The organism is Phormidesmis sp. 146-20 (assembly GCF_052939475.1).
This window is the reverse complement of record NZ_JBJPHT010000003.1, coordinates 44,954-67,191: the sequence shown is the minus strand read 5'-3', so window position 1 is coordinate 67,191 and position 22,238 is coordinate 44,954. Positions and strand designations below refer to the sequence as shown.

Here is a 22,238-nt window from a genome sequence, read left to right as displayed (position 1 = left end):
CTATCTCAGTATTAGATCACAGGTTTACCCTAACAAGGCCGATTTGTGGATAGTTATTGTCCGTTGTGTTGGATTGTTTGAGTCCACCTATTTGAGTCCACCTATAAGTCTAATTAAGTGAGGAGTCCGTGAAACAGCAGCTATCAAGCTATCTTTGGTTAGTTGGAGCCGTTCCTGTTTTTGTTATGCTGCCGATTTATACCGAGGTTGCGATCGCTGCACCTGTGTTAACTGGCAGTTCAAAGGCTTCTACACTTCCAATTCCACGCCTGAGCGAAGTTGCTCGTCCTCATACTCGTGCAAATCTGCTGACGCAGGATGCTGCACCCGCCGATCGTCCTGCATCAGGCGCGATCGAGGTTCGAGGCGTGAGGCTCAACCAGACCGAGCAAGGTCTTGAAATTGTCCTGGAAGTTCCTTCTGGACAAACGCTGCAAGCTCAAACGCGGACTGAGGGCAATGTGCTGATCGCAGACATTCCCAACGCAGTGCTGGTGCTGCCAGAGGGTCAGGAGTTTCGATCGCAGAAGCCTTTCTCAGGAATCTCAAACTTAACGGTGACTCAGGTTGAGCCAACCAGAATTCAGGTAACGGTGACAGGAACAAAGACAGCGCCCTTCGCAGAAATTGTGCCGAATCGGTCTGGATTGATTTTGAGTGTTGAGCCAGATGATGAATTAGAGGAAGAAGTCGTTGTCACTGCCACCCGGACAGAAGAACCGCTATCAAACCTGCCGCGCTCTGTCACAGTTATTCCGCGTGAGCAAATTCAGCAGCAAACAGCCCTCACCAATAACCTGCCAGATTTGCTCGGAAAGCTGGTGCCAGGGCTAGGGCCACCCACCCAGCGAAACCTGACAAGAGGGCTGACTTTGCGCGGTCGGCAGGCATTAATTCTCATTGATGGAGTACCGCAAAACCCAAATAGCGGATTTCAAACGGAGTTAAATACGATCGACCCTAGTGCCATTGAGCGAGTTGAGGTGGTTCGTGGCCCCTCTGCACTCTACGGGCGCGGTGCTACGGGTGGCATCATTAATATCATCACGCGACGCGCCACCACACAGCGACTAGAAAGCCAAGTCTCTATCGGGGTTCGCAATGCTCTCGATGCGTTTTCTGATGAAGGATTTGGCTATAACTTTCAGTATGGCTTATCGGGGAAAGAAGGGCCGATCGACGTTACAGTTCGAGCTTCCCTCAACGAAAGCGGCAGCTTTTTCGATGCCAACGGCGATCGCATTCCGCCAACTGGGATTAACGATACAACTAGCCTAAATCTGCTCGCAAAGCTGGGGATTGATATTGACCCACAGCAGCGACTGCAACTGAGCTACAACATTTACAACGAATCGTTTGATACTACATTTCGCTCAGACCCGATCGTTTTTTCGATTCCAGGACTGCAAACCGCCAGAGCACAGAGATTTTTGGCGCAGTACGAGGAAGAACCGAAACAGACTAATCAAGTTGCTAATTTGACTTACACGCACCAGAACATCTTTGGTTCTCAGGTGACAGCGCAACTCTTTTTCCGCGACACAAATCTGGTGCAACCTTTTACAGACCTGCGGGGACGGCCATTTCCCGCCTTTTTCCCAGCACTTTGGCAAACCAGCCTGGACAGTCAGGAATTGGGAGCGCGTCTGCAAATTCAAACGCCCTTCTCGACAGCAGTTAACCTGCTTTGGGGAGTGGATTACAGTTATGAAGAAAATAGCCGTCCTGTGTTGATTTCGGAGACATCGGTTTTCGATCGCACCCGCACTCTGACAGCAAGTAGCACCCGTCCGCAGACACCGTTCTACACGTTGAATAATCTGGGCTTGTTTGCTCAACTGCAATGGAATTTAAGCCCACGGGTTCTCCTGAGCGGGGGGCTACGATATGACACCTTTAGCTACGAGGTGGGCGATTATGAGTTGGCCTTTGCCGCACCTGGAATTCGACGCGGCGGCAGCGCAGACAATAGTGGCATCTCTTTTAACACAGGCCTCGTCTACAAGATCACGCCCCAGACGAGTGTGTTTGCTAGCTTTGCTCAAGGATTTTCGCTGCCAGACTTAGGCACTGCCTTTAGCAGCGTTGCCCCTAGAGCCAGCATTCGCGGTTCTGACCTGCTAGAACCCCAAAAGGTAGACAGCTTTGAGTTGGGAGTTCGCGGCAATTGGGGAACAGTCCAGGCTTCTCTGGCAGGCTTTTACAGCACCTCTGACCTTGGCGCAACTGTTCGGATTCGACCGGATGGTACCACCGAGCTACAGCGCGCTCCCCAACGTAACTATGGACTAGAAGCCACGCTAGACTGGCAGCCAGCCACAAAGTGGCGCTTGGGCAGCACCTTTACTTGGAGCGAGGGCGAAAACGATACTAACAACGATGATGATTTTCTGGCCTTAAGTTCTTTGCAGGTGCCGCCCCTGAAACTATCATTCTATGTGGAAAATGAAACGCTCCCTAACTGGCGCAATCGCTTGCAGCTACTTTTGGTGGGCGATCGTGATCGAGCGTTTGACGATCGCGTCGATCCGTTCAGGCTGGAAAACTATACCACTTTAGATTTCCTCAGCAGCCTCAAGCTCGGTCAAAGCAGACTAGAACTGGGAGTTGAAAATCTGTTGAATAATCAATACCTGCCGCTCAGTAGTCAGGAACGCACGGGACTGTTGGAGAACTTGCGATTTGCAGGCAGAGGACGAACGATCTTTCTCCGCTATGCCATCACATTTTAAGGACGGGGGCGCAGAAATGAGATCAATCTATAAGAGATCAATCTATAAATTGTTGTTGTTGAGTGTTGTGGTGTGCTGGCTGGCTGCTTGCACGGGTGGTCTGCCCTGGATGAGTAGCCCCACTGCAACTCTGCCCCCCGGAACGCCAACGCGATCAATTGCTCACGCAATGGGTAAAACCCAAGTGCCAATGCAGCCTAAACGGGTGATTGTCTTAGATACGGCTCCGTTGGATGCCGCGATCGCCCTTGGCGTAAAACCTGTTGGCTCCATTTTGCCAGAGCGATTTCCTAGTTATTTGGGCGATCGTACTCAGGGAATTCAAGTCATTGGAAAGACGAATGAGCCAAACTTAGAAGCAGTAGCGCAGTTACAGCCCGATCTAATTTTGGGCAACAAAATTGGGCTAGACAGGCTCTATCGACGGCTGGCAGAAATTGCGCCGACTGTCATGGCAGAAGGCAGTGGACGATCGGGTGAGTGGAAAGACAACGTTCGCTTTTATGCTAGTGTCCTCGATCGATCTGCCGCCGCAGACAAACTTCTACAGGACTATCAACAGCGAGCCGACACCCTGAAGCAGCAAATTCAGCAGCAGTTCTCCAAATCTCCTGTGGTGTCTGTTGTGGCGACGGGGACTGGGCAAATCGGCGCATACACCACTCGCAGCTTTTCGGGTGCGGTGTTGCAGGATCTCGGATTGGTGCGTCCTCCGGCTCAGGCATCGGGTCAGCGATGGGCGATTCAAGTGTCGCGCGAAGACCTCACAAGTTTAGATGGGGATGCGATTTTTTTAATTGAGTCCTCGTTTACACCCAATTCTCTGACGCTCGACCAATTCAAGTCTGACCCGTTATTTTCGCGCTTGAATGCTGTCAAACAAGGGCGAGTGTATGCCGTGAATGCCGAAGTGTGGACGGCAGGACGCAGCATTCTGGCAGCGAATCAGATTTTGCAGGAGGTGTCACAGTCGTTACTGGCGCGTAAACCTGGAACTTAGGAGCCTGCATGGAATCCGAGCAACCACCTCAAATGCGAACATTCAGAACCCTCTGGCTGGGTCAGCTTGTCTCCCTCTTGGGGTCTGAAATGACCACGTTTGCGTTAACGATTTGGGTGTGGGAGCAAACGGGACAAGCCTCCCCGATCGCTTGGATGGTCTTTTTTACGCGATCGCCCCAGGTCATCGCTGCTGCTTTCGCCGGGGTGCTGGTGGATGCGTGGGATCGCAAACTGTTGATGCTGTTGGGAGACCTCGTAGCAGGATTGTCTACGATCGGGCTGTTGAGCTTGTTGCTGACTCAGCATTTACAAGTTTGGCATCTTTATGGAATCGGAGCCGCAAACGGGTTGTTTAGCTACCTTCAAAGTTTGGCGCACTCTGCTTCAATGGCAGTGTTAGTTCCAAAGCAGCACTACGCTAGAGCTTCTGCGATGGAAACGATTAAAGCTTCCAGTGCCTATGTGTTTTCGCCCGCGCTGGCAGGAGCGCTCTACCCTGACCTGGGGCTAATCGGAATTCTGGCGATCGACCTTGCAACCTTTGTAATTGCAATTAGTACCCTCCTGACGATCCCAATTCCCCAGATCACCCCAGCCAGCGATTCCTCTGATCAAACGCCCTGGCAAACCTTAACGTTTGGCTTTCGTTATATTTGGCAGCGCTCAGGGTTGCTCTCCATACTGCTGTTTCTGCTCGGTTCTAATTTGTTTTTTAGCGCCAATTTTGCGTTAACTCCTGCTTTAATTCTGGCTCGCAGCGGCAACAGTGCGACAACGCTGGCAACGGTACAAAGCGGATTTGGCCTGGGTGGGCTAGTGGGAGCTTGCTTGCTAAGTCTTTGGGGTGGAACGACTCCCCGCATTCATGGCTTGTTGCTGGGTGCAGCCCTCAGTCGAGTCGGATTATTGCTGCTGAGTGTGGGACGAGGACTTACGACTTGGGTGATTGCGGCGTGGATTGCGGCTTTTTTTGTTCCATTTGTTGGCAGCGCTAATCAAGCGATTTGGTTGGCTAAGGTCGAGCCAGAGGTGCAGGGTCGAGTCTTTGCGGCTCGGTATCTGATTGCTCAAGCAGCCTCACCCTTGGGATTTGCGATCGCGGGCCCATTGGCAGATTATGTATTTGAGCCTGCCATGCTGCCAGATGGACGGCTCGCAGGTTTAATGGGTGGGCTATTTGGCACCGGAGTCGGGGCAGGAATCGCCCTACAATATGCACTATTGGCAGTCTGTGGATTGGCGATCGGCTTGAGTGGATATGGCATCCACCGTTTGCGGGATGTGGAAACCCTTATCCCCGATCATGATACGACGATCAGATAGCAAATCGATTATGACAGCGTTAGAACCCCTCAGTAATTGTCAGTTTTGCTCCGTTGTCTCTAAAACCAATGGAGAAGATCCGATCGGCACAGCAGGTAATCATGAACACTGGTTAATCCTGGAGGCGGCGCTTCCCTGGTCAGAAAAACTGATGGAAGAACCCGCCATCAAGCCTCTGATCACGCTGATAAAAAAATTGATTCTAGAGCAGCAAGTTAAACTGCGACCCATTGTGATTGCGCCCGATCGTGAGTATTCTCGTGCTGGCTACCATCGTGTCCTCTATTACCATCAACCGACTCATTCATTTGCCCAATTTGAAAAGCAGGAATATTGGGTGCCAGAGGCAGAGACTACTCGATTAGCAACGGCTTTACTACAAAAAATTGCAGGGCATCCAAATGAGTTAGAAGCCTTTCAGTCGTACCAAATTGACAGCCGCCACATCCGAGAATTATTGGTCTGCACTCATGGAAATGTGGATGTTGCTTGTTCTCGATTCGGCTTCCCAATTTATAAAACGCTGCGAGACAAGTATGCGCCTGAGTCTGCGGGATCTCTGCGAGTCTGGCGCTGTAGTCACTTTGGGGGACACCAATTTGCACCCACCTTAATCGATCTGCCGCAGGGACAGTACTGGGGACACCTTGAACCTGATCTATTGGATTTGTTGGTGCATCGATCGGGAGAACTCTCCAAGCTACGATCGTGCTATCGCGGCTGGTCTGGGTTGGAAAAATTCGCCCAAATGGTGGAACGAGAGATCTGGATGCGAGAAGGCTGGAACTGGCTAGATTATCGCAAAGCTGGACAAATTCTAACTAGCGATCCAGGAGGAGCCAGCCGTTATTTCTATAGTCTGCTCAAACAGATTCCCTCCAAACGATTGCAGTTTTTGATCAATCAGCGAAGCCATAAACCAAATTGGGCAGAGATTCGGATTGAATTTAGCTCACCCGATGGCACAGACGCAGGTGCCTATGAAGCGCGAGTTGAGGTGTGCGGAGAAGTAATCAGTGCTTTGCAGTCAGGCGGACATGCTCACATGAGCCGAAAGCAACGCTTGAAGCTGCAACCTGTGAAGCAATATCGCGTTAGTCAATTGAGGCGCTGTGATGGTTGATCCTTCCGCTTCCTCAAACAAATCGCTACGGCTGCGAAGCAGAATGATCGGTCTGGCGATCGGGGTACTGCTGCTGATCGGTTGCTTTTTAGTCAGCCTGGTTGCAGGCGCAAGGACAGATTTCAACACCGTTTGGAATGCTCTCTTTGCCTTTAACGACTCAACCGAACAGGTGATTATCCGCACAGCACGATTGCCTCGCGCTTTGATTGCCCCCACAGTCGGGGCCGCGCTTGCGATCGCGGGTGCCCTAATGCAGGGATTAACCCGCAATCCTTTGGCAGACTCCGGTCTGCTCGGAATCAATGCAGGAGCCGCGCTCGCTGTTGTCGCTACGACCGTTTGGCTAGAGAATGCTTCCATGCAACTTTATATCTGGGTAGCGTTTGCTGGGGCGGCGATCGCGGCAGGTGTAGTTTACTTCCTCGGTTCTTTGGGGCGCAGGGGCATGACGACTTTGAAGCTCGTTCTAGCGGGGGCAGTTCTGTCCTATTTGCTGGCTGCATTCACTACAGGGCTATTAATTTTGAGCGAACGCACTCTAGAAGAGATTCGCTTTTGGCTGGCAGGATCGGTCGCTGGACAAAATTTGGAAGCCTTTTGGCAAGTTTCTCCCTACCTGATCGCTGGATTTGCGATCGCCTTTAGTTTAGGACGACAAATGACCGCACTGGCACTGGGAGAAGAAGTGGCTCATGGGTTAGGACTGCGAATCGGACGGGTCAAGGCGATGAGCGCGATCGCAGTGGTGCTGCTGGCGGGAGGGTCAGTGGCACTGGCAGGACCGATCGCCTTTGTGGGCTTGGTGGTGCCACATTTAGCGCGATTTTGGGTCGGGGTCGATTACCGCTGGCTCCTGCCGTATGCTGCTATTTGGGGAGCAATTTTGCTGTCGCTGGCAGATTTAGCGGCTCGCTGGCTACTGCAACCCCAAGAATTGCCTGTAGGTGTCATGATGACCTTGCTGGGAGGGCCATTTTTTGTCTACCTGGCGCGATCGCGGGTGAAGTCATGAAGTCAAAGGGAACTAAAGCAGCACTCACAAAACCCTGGTTGGTCTGGCGATCGCGGCTGTTCTCTATTCGGCTCGATCGTCGGGTTCCTGGCGTGCTGTTGGTTTTGGTGCTGATGATCCTGGGGATGCTGATTGTTAGTATCGGCTACGGAAATTATTTCTTGCCGCCGCTGGAAGTGGTTCGAGCCTTGTTAGGACAAGAAACAACCAATCCTGATGCGTCTCTGCTGGTGCTGACGCTGCGGTTGCCACGGGCGATCGCGGCACTGGAGGTGGGGATGGGATTGGCAGTGGCTGGCACAATCTTACAGGGGGTGACTCGCAATCCCCTAGCGGCTCCAGAAATTGTCGGTGTGCAAGCAGGCGCAGGGTTAGTCGCAGTGGCAATCCTGGTGCTGCTGCCTGCGCTGCCGCTGGTGCTGCTGCCTGTTGCCGCCTTTGTCGGCGGATTGTTGACCGCACTGCTAGTCTACCTGCTGGCGTGGAATCGGGGCAGCACCCCGCTGCGGCTGGTTCTGGTGGGAATTGGGGTGGCTGCGATCGCCACGGCACTGACCACGCTGCTCATCACGTTTGGGGAGATCCGTGAGGTGAGTCAGGCATTAGTCTGGCTCACAGGCAGCGTCTACGGCTGCGGCTGGGAACAGGTAGCAACGCTGCTTCCCTGGCTGCTAATATTTTTACCGATGGCGTGGGGGCTGGCGCGGGAGTTGAATGCGCTAACTCTGGGTGACGACATTGCTCGCGGTTTGGGCAGCCAAGTTGAGTGGCAGCGAGGATTGCTGGTGCTGACTAGCGTGGCACTAACGGGAGCCAGCGTTGCCATTGCCGGAACGCTCGGATTTATTGGGCTGATGGCTCCCCATCTAGCTCGTCAACTGGTGGGGTCTTCCCACGCCGGATTGATTCCCACTGCTGCTTTAATCGGAGGCTTGATTGTGGTAGCGGCGGATCTCGTTGGTCGTAGTGTGTTTGCCCCGATCGAACTACCTTGTGGAGTCATCACTGCCGTTTTGGGTGCGCCCTATTTTCTGTATTTGTTGCGGCAAGATTACGATCGCTAGCCATACCTCTTGACTCCTAATTCCACGGCTGATTGCATACAAGGATTGCCCTCACCACCCGCAAGAGAGCAGACTCCAATTTTACGGTAGTCATTGGTCATCCGGTGGGGGAGATTGTGCGATATGTCAAAGAGCAGGCGATCGATTTAATTGTGATTCCTGCTCAAGACGATACCGAAGGTGTATTCAGTCATTTTCTATTTGGCTCCGTCGCCGAGCAGCTAGTCAGACATGCCCCTTGTCCCGTCTTAGTCATGCGTTAGCAACAACAGACAATGTGACTGACAATGTGACTGACAATATGTAACAGACAGTCTGATTAACGCAGCGTGAAGTAAAGAATGAGAAACAAAGCCAGCCTATTTCATCCCTCATCCCTCCTACCTCATCCCTCCTACCTCATCCCTTCCCTATCTACTTGGTTCAAACGATCGCTTCCACCTTCCGTTGCGCCTCGCCTTGCAAAAACTCAGCCACCTGTGCCTCAATTTCGTCCCGCACAATCTGCCGATATTCTACAAAATGCTCAATTTGGGCGCAGACTGCCAGATAACTGCTGATACCGCGAGGATTGTGACGATACATACTTGCTAGATTGCGCCAAAACTGCCAGCGTGTTTTACGAACTAGCCCTTGTCGCCAACAAATCGTTAATAAAGCTCGCACCATCACCCAGTTGACATTTTTGCGCGTTGATCGTCCCTTGTTTGGGTAGGTCGCTTCTCCCAGTAGACGATAATGACGGTAGGCGCGATCGAGAAACTTCTCAGGGTCATACAGTTCCCAAAAGGCTTCTACATACTCCTGGGCGATGTCTTCGAGAGGGCGCGTGGGCACATAGTTCATTAAAGTCGTCTGGTTAATGTTGGCTGACTTACTGCGAAGTCGTCCTTCTTTTTCGAGTCGGTGCCAGAGGGCTGTGTCGGGAAGCGCCTGCAACATACTAAACAAGGCCGTGGGAATGGCAGTTTGTTCGACAAATTTGACGATCCGCGCCCCGGCTCCCGCCTTTTCACCATCAAAGCCAATGATAAAACCCGCCATGACTCGGAGACCTGTGCGCGTAATCGCATTTACAGCATCGGTGAGCGAATCTCTTGTATTTTGGTACTTCTGAGTCAGGGCAAGACTTTCTTCGTCGGGCGTTTCGATGCCCAAAAAGACGGCTCCAAAGTTACACAACACCATTGCATCCATTAACTCTTGATCCTGGGCGAGATCAACCGATGCTTCAGTCGCAAATGAGAAGGGATATTCGTGAGCCACCATCCAGGGATGCAGTTCTTTGAGGAATAACTTAACGTTGCGCTTGTTGCCGATGAAGTTGTCATCCACCATAAAGATGCTGCGTCGCCAGCCGAGTTCATACAAGCGATCGAGTTCTGCAAGGAGTTGACCGGGAGACTTGGTGCGAGGTTTGCGTCCGTAGAGAACAATGATGTCGCAAAATTCGCATTGAAACGGACAGCCGCGCGAAAACTGCACCGACATTTCGGCATAAGCATCAAACTCTAGTAAGTCAAAGCGAGGAACCGGAGTTAGCGTCACATCTGGCTTAACTCCATCCGATCGAAAAATACCCGATCGATCGCCCTGAGCAATGGCTGCAATAAACAAGGGCAGGGTAATTTCTCCCTCATCTAAAATCAAGAAGTCGGCTCCTGCCAGTTTTGCATCATCGGGCAGCGCCGTAGGATAAGGCCCGCCAACGGCTACCTGTTTGCCTCTGCGTTTTGCCTCCTGAATCTGTTCTAGTAAATCCTCTTTTTGAACAATCATCGCCGACAGAATGACGAGATCAGCCCAGGCCCATTCTGCCTCTGTGACTTGCCGCACATTGCGATCGACCAGCTTAAATTCCCAGTCTTGAGGCAACATCGCCGCCACCGTCACCAACCCCAAAGGGGGCAACATCGCTTTGCGATCAAGCAGTGCCAGTGTTTTTTCAAATGACCAAAAGCTCTTCGGAAACCGGGGATACAGCAGTAAAACGTTCATAAAATAACCAGACAGTATGGACAGTATAGTGGATTCCATAAGGCTCCCCTGGCGATCGGGCTTTCTGGAGTACCAGGGCTAGAGAGCAGTTCTAATCTAACTGACGTAAATTTGATGTAGTCTTTTGCGATTGTCCATTCAGGAAGGCCTCTAAATTCCCCATCAATCAAAGATTTTGAACCGAACCTATTGTCCGAAAGTCCCCAGAATTGGGGGCAGAAGCACCGAATAACGAAGCGAAAGAACTGTATTCAAAGAACTGTATTCAAATTGGCGTTGGACTCACCCACTTTACTCACTCCAATAGGCTTAACTGGACATTTGCGGGCGGTTTTGAGGAGCGAGGCGTGGATTTGTTGGATCGAGAAGTTGCCTGTGCGGGAGACACAAACCAAGTGCGAAGGCGTTTGGACTGTTCAAGGTCTAAATCATCCAGATTGAGCGGAGGCGGAAACAAATCACGGCTTTCTGATTGGGCCCAGGCAATGTCACAGGAAACGCGATCGTACCCAAACGGCAAAAAGGAATCTGGCAATCGAGCCAGTTGAGGCAAGACATTCTCGCTTTGTAGAAACGTTTGTCGTTGGTGTAATAGCTGTTGGACTCGCTGCTGGCGGGCGGTTTTGTAGTTCAAAATGGGCGATGGATAGCCGTTGATGCGGGGCGGTGAGCCTAAAGCTGCGATCGGTAAGTTTGCCAGTTCGGGCACCCAGCGTTTGATAAACAGACCTTCTGGATCACAGCGATCGACGGCGGTTTGTCCAGGGTTATAGATGCGTGTCCAGGTTTTATTGACACAGTGAGTTACGCCCGCTTGCATAGCCCATTGATAGTGGTCGATCGGACAATCTCCATCAATTAAATGCCTCATAAAGTGCAATGCTCCATATCGCCAATCCATTCCCAGAAGGTTGCTCAAAAAGCTGGCATACAGGGCGCGAGTCCGAAAGTTCAGTTCTTTCCAGCCTCCAGTTTCTAACAAGCAGCGGGCGGCCGCATCGACGATCGGAAAGCCTGTGTTCCCCGATTGCCATGCCTGGTAGTGGTCTTCGTTAAATGTCCAGCCTTCTTTCTCAAAGACGGTGTAAAGCGATCGCAGTTCCAATTGAGGCAAATAGCGAAATCGTTGAGCAAATCCACTTCCCCAGCGCAATCGATTGATCAGTTGGCGGCCGCTGCGTTGGATGCGATAGTCTGGAGAATCTTTGAGAAAGCGTACTGTTTGGTAACATTCACGAATCGAAATCGCGCCAAATTTGATGTAAGGGCTAAGTCCCGAAGTCGCGATGGCATTGGGATAGGACAGTTGCCAGTAGTAGCGATCGGCTTTCTGACTAATGAAATCTTGTAATAGTTGACGAGCAGGTTGCGTGCCCCCTGGGGGAATGGGCTTGCGATCGGCGATCAGTCCCAATTCAGCCAAAGTCGGCAGCGGATCACTGGGCAAATCAGGAGTCAGAATCCGATTGGGCGTAGGCACCTGGGCTTCATTCATTTCTGCATACCAGTGCTTGCCATATTCAGGAGCCGAAACCAGATCGCCCATGCCCGCAGTTGGCTCAAACCAGCGAATCTTTAAGTTTTGCTCAGTCAATGTCGCATTCAACTGGGCATCTCGCACTCGCCCATAAATCCGCTCATAGTCAATGTAGGCGTAGATTCCGTCTGCCTGAGTTTCACGAATCAGTTGGGGCAGCACGTCGATCGGATTTCCTGAACGCAATATCAGCCGTCCGCCTCGTTTTTGCAGTTCTTGATCCAGGTCATGCAGACATGCCAACATAAACGCCACCCGCGCCGAACTGGTCTCTGGATGATGTAACAGGGCCCGATCTAAAACAAAAACTGGAATGACTAACCCTCCAGAAGCCGCCCGGTGTAAAGGCGCATGGTCAGAAATTCTCAAGTCTCGACGAAACCAAACGATCGTGCGATTCATTCAAAAATGGTCACTTGTACTACTCCATTATCGAGACTGATTTTGATGATTGACACCAAATTGATCTTTGAGTGCTACAGATCTGGGAGAGCAACCTAAATTCCCCACTTGTGGGCGACTTCAAGCCAAAGAAGTCTCGGATTCTCAAAGTCCCTCAGAATGGGGGATTTGGGGGGCGAAGGATCTGTAGCATTCACAAATTGATTGGGTATGACAGAGCAATTTAAGTTTGGCGGTTAAATCTCACGATCGAGTTTGGCGATCAGGTTAAGTTGTCGAACTTTGGGGCGTAAAACTCTTGTTGAAAAGTCCCCCAGAATTGCTACCTGTGTATACATAAGTCGATTCTTGTTGAAAAGTCCCCCAGAATTGCTACCTGTGTATACATAAGTCGATTGATCTGTACTTGCCGTAATCCTTCGCCCCCTAAATCCCCCATTCTGGGGGACTTTGAACGCTGATCAGGGTTCTAAATTCTGGAAGCCTTTTTTGCTTAAAGTCCCCCAGAATGGGGGATTTAGGGGGCTGAAGCCGACTAGAACGAAGTGAGTATGGACTTGTGTCTACACCGTAGCAGAATTGGGGGGCAGAAGATTTCAGCAACGAAACGAGAAACTTTCTCTAAAAGTCCCCCAGAATTGTCGGGTCGGGGAGCAGAAGCGCTCAACAAGGCAGCAAAGAGCCTAGATCGAATGCTTAACTATCTGTAACGATCCATCAGGTGAATGCTCACAAATGGGGCGACTCACTGCGGTAATGTGGAAAGAGTCACGATCGAAGCCTGTTTCAAACACTCGTTGATATGTCTCCTACTGCAACCCCCGTTTCTAACCGCACCATTCGGATTGGTTCTCGCAAAAGTCAGCTTGCCCTTGTCCAGACTCATTGGGTGCAAGCTCAGTTGCAAAAGGCGTTTCCCGATCGCACCTTTGAAGTTCACACGATGAGTACCCAGGGTGACAAAATCTTGGATGTGGCGTTAGCAAAAATTGGCGACAAAGGCCTCTTCACCAAAGAGCTAGAAGTCGGAATGCTCAACGGCGACATTGATTTTGCGGTTCACTCGCTCAAAGATTTGCCGACTCGCTTGCCCGAAGGGTTGATGTTGGGCTGTGTCACCGATCGCGAAAATCCTGCCGATGCGCTGGTCGTTCACGAAAAACACCAGGACAAACAGCTTGACACGCTACCCGCAGGCGCAGTCATTGGCACTTCATCGCTCAGACGGCTAGCCCAACTGCGACATCACTTTCCTCATTTTGTCTTCAAAGATGTGCGGGGCAATGTGATCACTCGTCTGTCAAAGCTGGATGCAGGCGAATACGATGCGCTGATTTTGGCAGTAGCCGGACTAGAACGATTGGATCTGGGCGATCGCGTCCACCAGGTTATCCCCCCCGAAATTTCTCTCCACGCAGTCGGTCAGGGCGCTTTGGGCATCGAGTGCCGTACCAACGATCCAGAAGTGCTGAACGTTCTCAACGTGTTGCAACACCAGCCCACCGCCGATCGCTGTTATGCAGAACGAGCCTTTTTGAGAGCCTTAGAAGGCGGATGTCAGGTACCGATCGGGGTCAACACCCTTCTCAAAGACGACACGCTGACGCTCACAGGAATCGTCGCCAGTGTCGATGGACAAAAAATCGTCAAAGGTGAAGTCTCTGGCTCTCCTGCCGATGCCGAAACGCTGGGGACTCAACTGGCTCACCAACTGATCGAGCAGGGCGCAAAGGAGATTCTGGACGAAATTACTGCGGCCGTTCGGTAGGGATGAGGAGAACTTCGCTTTGCGAGGAGGGATGAAATTTGTGGCGCAGTTTCCCAGTGGTTGCTCAGAGGCTCTAGGCAGCCAGAGCGGAGTTCTTCCTCTGCTAGATTCTCGGCTCACTCGCCCCACATCATTTCTACAAATATCCGTGTTCGGCTAGAAAGTCAGGACTGAGACCATTGGGAGAAGCCTCGCCCATCTCGCCATAAGCGGAACTCGATCGCAAAAACTTCTCGACGTACTTTCCTAAAATGTCGCCCTCCAAATTGACCCAGCTACCCGGATGGAGTTGAGAAAGATTGGTCTCAGCGTACGTATGGGGAATCACCGCTACTTTAAACCAGGAACCTGACGGGTCACAATCCGCTACCGTGAGACTGATCCCATTCACCGCAATGCTGCCCTTGGGGAGAATATAACGAGATACCCGATCGCTCGTTGTCGTAAACGCCATCTCCCAAGAACTCGCCGTCTGCACCGAGGATTTGAGAACGCCCACCCCGTCAATGTGACCTGTGACAAAGTGACCACCTAGCTTGCTGCCGACCTTGAGCGACGTTTCTAGATTGACCCGCTTACTGCCGCCCTCGGTCTGGCTGAGGGTCGTGCGAACCTGAGTCTCCGGCGATACCACGGCCACAAATCCCGTCCCCAAAATCTCCGTCACCGTCAGACAAACGCCATCGACCGCCACACTGTCGCCCAGCGCCAATCCCTGCAAAATAAGTCCGGCAGACGGCTCTGGGCATGTGATTTGTAAATGTTCGACCCCGATCGGGTGCAGGGTGCCGACAGTTTGAATGAGTCCAGTAAACACGAGTAGTATGGGGTAGTTGGATGAAAGAAACTTTACCAGCTTGTCCTGAGATTAATCTTTCGCTCAAGTATTTGGGGAAATCGAGAACTCTTCTTTATTTTGTCAAAATCTGGGAGGGATGATTTAGGATCAGGGCAGAGATCAGGGCATACTAAGGTCATCTACTTTAACTTGCTCGTGTTTAACTTGCTCGTGGTGTGCCAGGTCTTACGCCTGGTTCTCCTGGGTCTTCACGATGAAGAGTTCCTCCTTTGCTTCAGGTGTTCTAGAGGCTATACCGATGATTGAAATGAAGGTCGCTGGAATTGCGTTGGACGCGGCAACTCGTAGCCCGATCGTGCTTCTCAAAGATGGCACCGATCGCCGCGCACTTCCTATCTATATTGCTCAGGATCAGGCGAAAGCGATCATCAACGCCTTAGAAAACCAAACCCCGCCCCGTCCGCTCACCCATGACTTGTTTGTCAATCTCATGGAAACCTGGGACATGGAGCTAGAGCGGATTATTATTCATTCTCTACAGGATAATACGTTCTACGCAGTCTTAATTGTTTCTCAAGGTGAGGCAAAGCGCGAGATTGATGCTCGTCCCAGTGACGCAATCGCCATTGCCCTCCGTACCAATAGTCCCATTTGGGTGATGGAAGAAGTGATTGCGGATGCTTCGATTCCGGTCGATCGCGATGCTGACGAAGCCGAGCGCAAAGCCTTCCGCGAGTTTTTGGCGACCCTGCGCCCCGAAGACTTGATTCAAAAAGGTCGCTTTAGCAGTGGAGAAGCGCAGTAGGAAGGGATGAGGGATGAAACTGGGTTGACGTGAATTGGTAGGAGCGACTTCGCTGACAGATGCGGAAACGTTCCCTAAGTTCTCTACCAGCGAGGGACTTTGAATAGAACTTTTGTCCTGATTTCTCATTGCTCTCCTTAAATGCACTATCGTCGCTTTGGTCAAACAAATCTACCGCTGTCCGTTTTCTCGCTGGGGACAATGCGCTGTCTAGCGTCGCAGGAAGTCGCAGAACAGACGGTAAGACGGGCCATTGAGCTAGGGATCAATCACCTGGAGACAGCGCGAGGCTACGGTCAGAGTGAGAAGTTTTTGGGAACGGCTCTTCAAAATGGGCTGTCGCGGAGTCAGCTTTACATTACAACGAAAATTTCGCCTACCGATGCTGAGACCGTCGATCGCCACATTGATGAATCCTTACAGCACCTGAAAGTTGATTATTTAGACAATTTAGCGATCCACGGCTTAAATACCTGGGAACATCTTGCCTGGGTTGAGGCAGAAAAGGGCGGTATGCAGGCAGTCAGGCAGGCTGTGACAGATGGCAGAATTCGGCATGTCGGCTTTTCGACCCACGGATTTTTAGACGTGATTTTAGCGGCGATCGCCACCCAACAATTTGAGTTTGTCAACCTGCACTATTCTTTGTTTTTTCAACGCAATGCGGCAGCGATCGATCTGGCTCATCGGCAAGATATGGGTGTGTTCATCATTTCCCCCGCCGACAAAGCTGGAATGCTCTATACGCCACCAGACACGTTGACTCGTCTGTGTGCCCCCTTTTCGCCCCTGGAATTAAACTACCGATTTCTGCTCAGTGACCCTCGGATTACAACCCTCAGCGTCGGAGCCGCCCACCCGACAGAATTGGACTTGCCTCTACAGGTGAGCGACTCTTTGCAGGTATCTCAAGGAGATCGTACCTTTCCCCTGACTCCAGAAGAAATTGCTGTCCTGAGCCGCCTTGAGCTTCACCAGGCTGAAACCCTCAAAACGGACTTATGTAGTCAATGTTATGCTTGTCTGCCCTGCCCGATCGACATTCACATCCCCGAAGTACTGCGGTTGAGAAATCTGGCCGTCGCCTACGACATGAAGTCCTTTGGGGAGTATCGCTATCGAATGTTTGAAAATGCGGGACATTGGTTTCCAGGCAGCAAAGCCAACCGCTGTAATGATTGTGGCGACTGTCTGCCTCGATGCCCCCAAAATCTCGACATTCCCACCCTGCTTAGAGACACCCACCAGCGACTAAACGGCAAACCAGGACGACGACTGTGGCAAGAATGAAGGGGACTTGAGACTCCAGACTTGAGACTTTGAAGTTTGAATATTGGACTTTTTTGAACTCTGAACAATGTGAACTCGATGATTTTTCGCTTCGTTGTTCACGGCTTCTGCCCCCCAACCCCCCACTTTTGGGGGACTTTCAGAGAGGAATTCTGGTTCAAAGTCCCTCACTCGTGGGGGATTTAGGGGGCATTCCTAGATCTAAAAGCGAAGCGAAGCGTTCATCGAACTGACGTTGGACAGAGCGGTTTCGGGGCTTCAGTTTACGTCCAACGTCCTTGGTCTAATGTCTAACGCTCAATGTCTTCCGTCTTTGCCAGCTCAGTCGCATTCATTGAGAAAATTTACACTATCTCCAGTACGATCGCCCCTTCCAAAAAACGCCCAACACAGTTCCGACTATCTGAAAGATACTGATTTGAGGCACAAGCGCGACTGGAATTGGTAAAAATGAGAGCAACAACAGCCACAGCGCCAGACAAGGAACCAGCGCCCAGAGACTTGCATTTGTAATCGGGACTCTTTGAAACCATCGCTCCAAAATGGCAACGCTCAACGCTCCTATGCCAACGGCGATCGCTAACTCGATCAGCAAAATCAAAGGAGAACTCAGTACCGTTGTCAACACTTCAAGCGCCGCTGGAATTGCCCCAAAGATTTGAATAATCAGCACATCAAAAGCAGCCACGATCGCAACCGTCACGAGAGCTACCTGAAGCAGCGCCGTCCAGGGAAGAAACTTTAAACGACGTAGCGGGTCAAACATATTTTTGTCAACCGTAAAAAACTCTGCCGATCAACCGTCGATCGCTCAGATTCGATAGTTGCAATCTGATTTTGGGTATCCAAAAATCAACTAGATCAAAAATCTAAGCGTGAGCAGACTAGAAAATTTGCGGCTCAAAATTTGCGGCTCGGTGACCCTTCTAGCAGACCTCAATTTTGACACGCGCCAGCCGTTGTGATCCTTGTGAACTTCACTTTATCCATCTATCATGCAATTTAACCGCGCCATCAGCTATCGAAACGCAATGGAATCTCTAGTCGTCGAGGAGGTCGATCGCCAGCTTCAACGCCTCCCCGCCAAACTCGTCGAATACATCAGCACCGCCGAAGTGATCGCCTACGCGCTCAACCGACTACCCGCCCTCTACGCCACCAGTGAAAAAGGCTGGAGACAACAAAGACTTCGGGGCAAAAACGAACTCAAAAATCAGGTTAACACAGTCGTCCGTCAAGCGTTAGTCGCCGTTCAGCGTGATCCCCTGCGGGTTGCGGCTCCCCTGCAAATCACGGAAGAAGAACTGGAACCTTATACCGCCTTACAGGGTCTCAGACAGCTATTGGGGAAGGAAAATCTCTCCTGGGATACGCTAGTTGATGTGGTGGAGCGATCGCTTCGCAAAGCCAAGCGAGAAGGCAAAGGTGAGCAGAAACAGCTCATTCCAGCGACCTCAGAATCACCTACCTATGATTGGGACGACAATCGCTACAATTTGTGACCGTACGACTTAGTTTGAGAATACGATTTAGTTGAGCAAGACAAGGGCCAGTCCATGCAGGTTTCAGCACTTCAGAGAACAGCTTTTTTATTTCAGACGCTGATTGGGGTGATGCTAGTCTGGGGAAATCAAAGCGCCATTGCCGACTCGGCCGTTTCGAGCGATCCACAAAGAGTCTTACTCTCTGCCCTACAGCCTTCTTTAGCTCCCCTAGACTTTGAGAAACTGCAACAAGGGCGCTGTGCAGATGACACTTTAGGAATCACCGAAACTTCGATTTCTCAAACCAATCTGACCATCCCTAGTTTTTGGTGGACTCGTGATCAAATTGCCGCCCAGCCTCAGTTTGGGAGCAGGTTACTTGACAAATGGCTGGCCTGCCCTGGTCAACGTACAACTCCCGGTCAGGCAGATTTTGTGGTCAACCAGCAGGTCTGGAGCTTGTTAGACTATTTAGAGCGCTACAAATTTGTCCAGGAGTTAGGAACAGAGTCCAGTGGCTATGGCTACAACATGAGAATTTTTAACCGTCAGGGAACGCTATTAGCAGCCTATACCTGTGCTTTTCAGCAAGCCGTCGAAAAAGCCTCTAACCCTCAACCCGCTGCCTGCATCCTTTCGCTGGACTCATCTGGCAAAGCAGGATTTCGGGGTCGCCCTAATGGGATCGACGCAGGGTCTCCCACAGGCGGCGGTACTGCTCGACCGTAGTATCGGTGAGGGGTTCGAGAAACTCGCTGCGGTCTAAGCTTTCTGCTCTGGGCATCAGAAGAGGATTGCTTTGCACCTCCGGCGGCAGCGTTGTAGAATTCAACGTCGTCAAAATCGGGGAGGCCGCAAAGCTAAATTGAGAAAGCTGTGTAGCAACGTCCGTTCGCCAGCAATAGTTGATCCAGTCTGACAGCAGGTTTGAAGCGTTTTGAACACGGGCAGGGCGCACCCAGAGATCTGTCCATAAAGCAGTGCCAGACGGGGGAAAAACCGCAGCGATCGGCTGGTTTCGCTGAATCAGCGGTAAAACATCAGTAGACCACCCCACCGCCAACCAGATGTCATCTAATAACAAGGGTTGCAGGTAAGTATCAGAACTGTAGAACTTGACTTGTTGGTGCAGCCTGAGAAGTTCAGATTCTAGATTGGGGACGGTTTTGAGATCAGCCGTGTTGTAAGACTTGCCCAGGTGTTTGAGCGTTAGACCAATGACCTCGCGGGGCTGGTCAGGTAGAGAAATGTGACCTTTGAGATCTTCGCGCCAGAGATCGCTCCAGTCAGTTGGTAGCTGCAAATCTTTTTGACGAAAAATGTCTTTGCGGTAGATAATCACCGTGCTGCCCCACCGATAAGGAGCCGCCCAGACTTTGCCCTTGGGGTCTGGAATGCCGCGATCGTTGCGAGTCACAATGTTTCGCCATCTATCCGGTAGTTGCTTCCACTGTTGCCAATTATCAGGATTGAGGGGTTGAATCAGTCCCTGACGAATGGCCGTTTCTAGCCAATAGTCGCCCAGGGTCACGAGGTCGGGTGTTGCCGAATCATTTGCCAAAAACGGGAGAGAAAAGGGGGATTTTTGAGGGGAGCCTTCCTGTTGTTTCCAGGCTTGCAGCAGTGAGAACAGCGTTTGGAGTTGATTTTCTGGCTTGAAGTCGAGTCCTACCTGGCGATCGTTCAAACTTTTGCGAAACTGACCGGGCAACTGAGCCGGAATAGAGTTCTTTAACAGCCGAATTTTGAGCGCGGCTTGACCTTGAGAATTGCAACCTGTCAGCGTCGTACTGAGGGCAAAGGTGCTGGCGGCTGTGAGAAACGATCGACGATCCATCATGAAGGAAAAAGTTAAGTCTACTGCTTATGTTCTACCCCAAAGCCGATCAGGGTCATGACCGAGGGCACTTCTCCGGGTTGGGGGCGCTGGTAAGTGACGATCGTTCTCAGGCGGGTGGTAGGCGATAAGAGCCGCATCTGATCGACAGCGACCGATCGCTTGTAGTGGGTCGTCATTTCCAGGGTTTGGCGAGTCTTCTGGTAGGTAAAGCGTCCAGCGATCGTGCCTGCTTCTGAGTAGCCTTGATCTCGCAGGTAAAAGCCTTGAATGATGTCGCCATTGGAGTCTGTAGGAACCTGGGCCGCCAGGGGTAAAAGCGCCTCCGGAGTGACTTTTTGAATCATGTAGGCATCGGGCACAAACAAAGCTTTGAGGCGCATCGCCACCTCTTCACCTTTTTCAGAAACGGTATTGAAGGCGATCGCAAACCCTGGGCAGGTGTCCGGTTGAGTCACTTTAGCGGTGTCTACTTGAAATTGCCCCGTTGCAGACTCGTCAGAGGGAATGAGAATACGCTGTTTTTCAGTTTCCGTCAGCGCGTCTACTTTAAACTCGGTGTAAGAGCGCTCAACTTCTCCCTGCTCAATGTAGTGGTAGGTGCGTTCAGTAGTCCAGGTACCCGCACAAACAGCAAAGAATTCTTGAAAACTCAGCATTTTTCTCTCTAGTAGAACGGCGTTTAACAAAAATACTCAGCACAAAAACACTTGAATCAAGCGACTCTCTGAAAGCATAGCATCTGCTCTAAATCTCAGACAGCATCTCACTTTGGAGCCAGACGACCGATCGTACTTTTTTGCACCAGTAGAAGGGTTAACGCACGGCTCACTTCTTCTTGAGAGGTTACAAGCTTTTATGAGGCGTGATAGCTCGTTTCTCAGAACAGAAAAAATGGCTTAAGGGCAGATCTTTTTCCTTTGATCTAAACTTTCTTTGTAATCCTCAACTGTCGTAACCAGGCTCTTTCATTTCACTCTAGAAGCAGATAAGTGCTTGATCTTTACAGCGTCCCGCTTTCAGCGTTTTACAAGCATTTTGAACGCTTATTTTAACGAAATTCGTTCAACATTTTCTGAACTTTGCGAACAGTTTGTAGCCTTTCTTAAAGCAGTTGCTCAATCGTTTCCTGAGCTACATTTTGTTTTTGCATGAAAAGTTAAATGATTCGGGAGTAACCGTGCGATCGCAGGTTTTTTCACTAAGATGAACGATAACAAAAGTAGGGGAAGTAGGGCAGTAAATGGACACGCTTCAACAGCAAATCGGCACAATGGATAGCAAGATTGATACCTTGTATCAGCTTATCGAGCAGCTAACTCACAATCTTTCTCAAGTCGTCACCGAGATCAAAACCCCTAATCAGGGGATGGGCTACACCCTATCAGGCACCAGCAACGGGCGCTATTATCAGAGTCATCGCTACAGCGATCCGTCGATGGAACACAAAGACGTTTTGGTAGACAATCAGGGCAGCGAGGCCTCGATTCAAGGTGGAGAAAAGCCCCTCTCACCCGAAATTCAGATTCAGCGACTGACCGCACAACTGACCGCCGCCTACAACCGGATTGCAGCGCTTGAAGAACAGTTGTTGGCGCAGAGAGTTCACTAAGGATCGTGGATTAAATAACTCCGAAATTTCACCCTCACCCTCTCCTCAAAGAGCTACCGGGTACACACAAGTCCGGAATCGCTTCGTTTCAATCGGCTTCAGCCCCCTAAATCCCCCAGTCTGGGGGACTTTGACCAAGGAAAGATTTCCAAAGTTCAAAGCCATGACGACAGCTCAAAGTCCCCCAATTTTGGGGGATTTAGGGGGCGAAGGGTCTCGGCAATGACGGATCAATCAACTTGTGTGTACACGGTAGCCCCAAAGAGAGGGAACCAGACTTTAGCCTCCTTCTTAGGAAGAAGGGTTGGCGAGGGCTTTGCCCCGCTTTGTGAGGAGGGCGATCCGAGACTCTACAATTGTCGAAGTTATTTAATTCTCATTCCTAAGAAAGGGATGAGGGAGAACTTCGATGATCTGTTCCCCCTTTGGGGGTAATCCGCTTCGCGA

General features: G+C 51.0%; 19 protein-coding genes. 13 read left to right on the top strand and 6 right to left on the bottom strand.

Annotated elements, in window-relative coordinates:
- Window positions 1–128 precede the first annotated feature (128 nt).
- Genes ACKFKH_RS03940 through ACKFKH_RS03910 form a run of 7 tightly spaced genes read left to right on the top strand, consistent with a single transcriptional unit; the run spans window position 129 to window position 8,522 of the window.
- Window positions 129–2,732, top strand: a complete 2,604-nt coding sequence (locus ACKFKH_RS03940) for a TonB-dependent receptor domain-containing protein (protein ID WP_446856932.1) — start codon at window positions 129–131, stop codon at window positions 2,730–2,732.
- Window positions 2,733–2,748: 16 nt separating this feature from the next.
- Window positions 2,749–3,732 (top strand): ABC transporter substrate-binding protein, encoded by a 984-nt coding sequence (locus ACKFKH_RS03935; protein WP_446856931.1) that lies wholly within the window; start codon window positions 2,749–2,751, stop codon window positions 3,730–3,732.
- Window positions 3,733–3,740: 8 nt separating this feature from the next.
- Window positions 3,741–5,057 (top strand): MFS transporter, encoded by a 1,317-nt coding sequence (locus tag ACKFKH_RS03930; protein WP_446856930.1) that lies wholly within the window; start codon window positions 3,741–3,743, stop codon window positions 5,055–5,057.
- A gap of 10 nt (window positions 5,058–5,067) precedes the next feature.
- On the top strand, window positions 5,068–6,180 hold the full coding sequence (locus ACKFKH_RS03925; RefSeq protein ID WP_446856929.1) for a sucrase ferredoxin: 1,113 nt from the start codon (window positions 5,068–5,070) through the stop codon (window positions 6,178–6,180).
- Complete coding sequence (locus tag ACKFKH_RS03920; RefSeq protein WP_446856928.1) at window positions 6,173–7,195, top strand: FecCD family ABC transporter permease; 1,023 nt, start codon at window positions 6,173–6,175, stop codon at window positions 7,193–7,195. Before ACKFKH_RS03925 ends, ACKFKH_RS03920 begins: the two co-directional genes overlap by 8 nt.
- Window positions 7,192–8,259: a FecCD family ABC transporter permease gene (locus tag ACKFKH_RS03915; protein WP_446856927.1), complete on the top strand. Its 1,068-nt coding sequence runs from the start codon at window positions 7,192–7,194 to the stop codon at window positions 8,257–8,259. Before ACKFKH_RS03920 ends, ACKFKH_RS03915 begins: the two co-directional genes overlap by 4 nt.
- A gap of 32 nt (window positions 8,260–8,291) precedes the next feature.
- The gene (locus tag ACKFKH_RS03910; protein ID WP_446856926.1) at window positions 8,292–8,522 is read left to right on the top strand and encodes a universal stress protein; all 231 of its coding nucleotides are present in this window, start codon (window positions 8,292–8,294) and stop codon (window positions 8,520–8,522) included.
- A 160-nt stretch (window positions 8,523–8,682) separates the two neighbouring features.
- Here the strand turns inward: ACKFKH_RS03910 and ACKFKH_RS03905 are convergent, their stop codons facing one another.
- Together ACKFKH_RS03905 and ACKFKH_RS03900 are read right to left on the bottom strand one after the other, a co-directional pair.
- Window positions 8,683–10,257: a B12-binding domain-containing radical SAM protein gene (locus ACKFKH_RS03905; RefSeq protein WP_446857107.1), complete on the bottom strand. Its 1,575-nt coding sequence runs from the start codon at window positions 10,255–10,257 to the stop codon at window positions 8,683–8,685.
- Between the two features lie 295 nt (window positions 10,258–10,552).
- Window positions 10,553–12,196, bottom strand: coding sequence for an FAD-binding domain-containing protein (locus ACKFKH_RS03900; RefSeq protein ID WP_446856925.1), 1,644 nt, complete (start codon window positions 12,194–12,196; stop codon window positions 10,553–10,555).
- 802 nt (window positions 12,197–12,998) lie between these two features.
- Here ACKFKH_RS03900 and hemC point away from each other — a divergent pair.
- The gene (hemC, locus tag ACKFKH_RS03895) at window positions 12,999–13,964 is read left to right on the top strand and encodes a hydroxymethylbilane synthase (protein WP_446856924.1); all 966 of its coding nucleotides are present in this window, start codon (window positions 12,999–13,001) and stop codon (window positions 13,962–13,964) included.
- Between the two features lie 136 nt (window positions 13,965–14,100).
- Here hemC and ribE read toward each other — a convergent pair whose 3' ends face one another.
- Window positions 14,101–14,781, bottom strand: a complete 681-nt coding sequence (ribE, locus tag ACKFKH_RS03890; protein WP_446856923.1) for a riboflavin synthase — start codon at window positions 14,779–14,781, stop codon at window positions 14,101–14,103.
- 280 nt (window positions 14,782–15,061) lie between these two features.
- On the opposite strand from ribE, the gene ACKFKH_RS03885 reads away from it, so the two are divergent.
- Complete coding sequence (locus tag ACKFKH_RS03885; protein ID WP_446856922.1) at window positions 15,062–15,568, top strand: bifunctional nuclease family protein; 507 nt, start codon at window positions 15,062–15,064, stop codon at window positions 15,566–15,568.
- Window positions 15,569–15,709: 141 nt separating this feature from the next.
- Complete coding sequence (locus ACKFKH_RS03880) at window positions 15,710–16,858, top strand: aldo/keto reductase (protein ID WP_446856921.1); 1,149 nt, start codon at window positions 15,710–15,712, stop codon at window positions 16,856–16,858.
- A 349-nt stretch (window positions 16,859–17,207) separates the two neighbouring features.
- On the opposite strand, the gene ACKFKH_RS03875 is transcribed toward ACKFKH_RS03880, so the two are convergent.
- Window positions 17,208–17,624: a hypothetical protein gene (locus ACKFKH_RS03875; RefSeq protein ID WP_446856920.1), complete on the bottom strand. Its 417-nt coding sequence runs from the start codon at window positions 17,622–17,624 to the stop codon at window positions 17,208–17,210.
- A 229-nt stretch (window positions 17,625–17,853) separates the two neighbouring features.
- Between ACKFKH_RS03875 and ACKFKH_RS03870 the strand changes: the two genes are divergently transcribed.
- Complete coding sequence (locus tag ACKFKH_RS03870) at window positions 17,854–18,360, top strand: late competence development ComFB family protein (protein ID WP_446856919.1); 507 nt, start codon at window positions 17,854–17,856, stop codon at window positions 18,358–18,360.
- A gap of 54 nt (window positions 18,361–18,414) precedes the next feature.
- The gene (locus tag ACKFKH_RS03865; protein WP_446856918.1) at window positions 18,415–19,071 is read left to right on the top strand and encodes a hypothetical protein; all 657 of its coding nucleotides are present in this window, start codon (window positions 18,415–18,417) and stop codon (window positions 19,069–19,071) included.
- On the opposite strand, the gene ACKFKH_RS03860 is transcribed toward ACKFKH_RS03865, so the two are convergent.
- Together ACKFKH_RS03860 and ACKFKH_RS03855 are read right to left on the bottom strand one after the other, a co-directional pair.
- Window positions 19,019–20,179, bottom strand: a complete 1,161-nt coding sequence (locus ACKFKH_RS03860; protein WP_446856917.1) for an extracellular solute-binding protein — start codon at window positions 20,177–20,179, stop codon at window positions 19,019–19,021. The two genes, ACKFKH_RS03865 and ACKFKH_RS03860, sit on opposite strands and share 53 nt — an antisense overlap.
- 20 nt (window positions 20,180–20,199) lie before the next feature.
- A complete protein-coding gene (locus ACKFKH_RS03855) occupies window positions 20,200–20,838 on the bottom strand; it encodes a phycobiliprotein lyase (RefSeq protein ID WP_446856916.1) in 639 nt (212 codons plus the stop codon).
- 584 nt (window positions 20,839–21,422) lie between these two features.
- Between ACKFKH_RS03855 and ACKFKH_RS03850 the strand changes: the two genes are divergently transcribed.
- Window positions 21,423–21,791, top strand: a complete 369-nt coding sequence (locus ACKFKH_RS03850; RefSeq protein ID WP_446856915.1) for a hypothetical protein — start codon at window positions 21,423–21,425, stop codon at window positions 21,789–21,791.
- Window positions 21,792–22,238 lie beyond the last annotated feature (447 nt).

What these genes read in the sequence shown, in the direction of transcription:
- ACKFKH_RS03905 (WP_446857107.1), bottom strand. Translation starts at nt 10,257, where the DNA reads ATGAACGTTTTACTGCTGTATCCCCGGTTTCCGAAGAGCTTTTGGTCA.
- ACKFKH_RS03900 (WP_446856925.1), bottom strand. Translation starts at nt 12,196, where the DNA reads ATGAATCGCACGATCGTTTGGTTTCGTCGAGACTTGAGAATTTCTGAC.
- ACKFKH_RS03865 (WP_446856918.1), top strand. Translation starts at nt 18,415, where the DNA reads ATGCAGGTTTCAGCACTTCAGAGAACAGCTTTTTTATTTCAGACGCTG.
- ACKFKH_RS03915 (WP_446856927.1), top strand. Translation starts at nt 7,192, where the DNA reads ATGAAGTCAAAGGGAACTAAAGCAGCACTCACAAAACCCTGGTTGGTC.
- ACKFKH_RS03860 (WP_446856917.1), bottom strand. Translation starts at nt 20,179, where the DNA reads ATGGATCGTCGATCGTTTCTCACAGCCGCCAGCACCTTTGCCCTCAGT.
- ACKFKH_RS03920 (WP_446856928.1), top strand. Translation starts at nt 6,173, where the DNA reads ATGGTTGATCCTTCCGCTTCCTCAAACAAATCGCTACGGCTGCGAAGC.
- ACKFKH_RS03885 (WP_446856922.1), top strand. Translation starts at nt 15,062, where the DNA reads ATGATTGAAATGAAGGTCGCTGGAATTGCGTTGGACGCGGCAACTCGT.
- ACKFKH_RS03930 (WP_446856930.1), top strand. Translation starts at nt 3,741, where the DNA reads ATGGAATCCGAGCAACCACCTCAAATGCGAACATTCAGAACCCTCTGG.
- ACKFKH_RS03855 (WP_446856916.1), bottom strand. Translation starts at nt 20,838, where the DNA reads ATGCTGAGTTTTCAAGAATTCTTTGCTGTTTGTGCGGGTACCTGGACT.
- ACKFKH_RS03935 (WP_446856931.1), top strand. Translation starts at nt 2,749, where the DNA reads ATGAGATCAATCTATAAGAGATCAATCTATAAATTGTTGTTGTTGAGT.
- ACKFKH_RS03870 (WP_446856919.1), top strand. Translation starts at nt 17,854, where the DNA reads ATGCAATTTAACCGCGCCATCAGCTATCGAAACGCAATGGAATCTCTA.
- ACKFKH_RS03880 (WP_446856921.1), top strand. Translation starts at nt 15,710, where the DNA reads ATGCACTATCGTCGCTTTGGTCAAACAAATCTACCGCTGTCCGTTTTC.
- hemC (WP_446856924.1), top strand. Translation starts at nt 12,999, where the DNA reads ATGTCTCCTACTGCAACCCCCGTTTCTAACCGCACCATTCGGATTGGT.
- ACKFKH_RS03875 (WP_446856920.1), bottom strand. Translation starts at nt 17,624, where the DNA reads ATGTTTGACCCGCTACGTCGTTTAAAGTTTCTTCCCTGGACGGCGCTG.
- ACKFKH_RS03925 (WP_446856929.1), top strand. Translation starts at nt 5,068, where the DNA reads ATGACAGCGTTAGAACCCCTCAGTAATTGTCAGTTTTGCTCCGTTGTC.
- ACKFKH_RS03850 (WP_446856915.1), top strand. Translation starts at nt 21,423, where the DNA reads ATGGACACGCTTCAACAGCAAATCGGCACAATGGATAGCAAGATTGAT.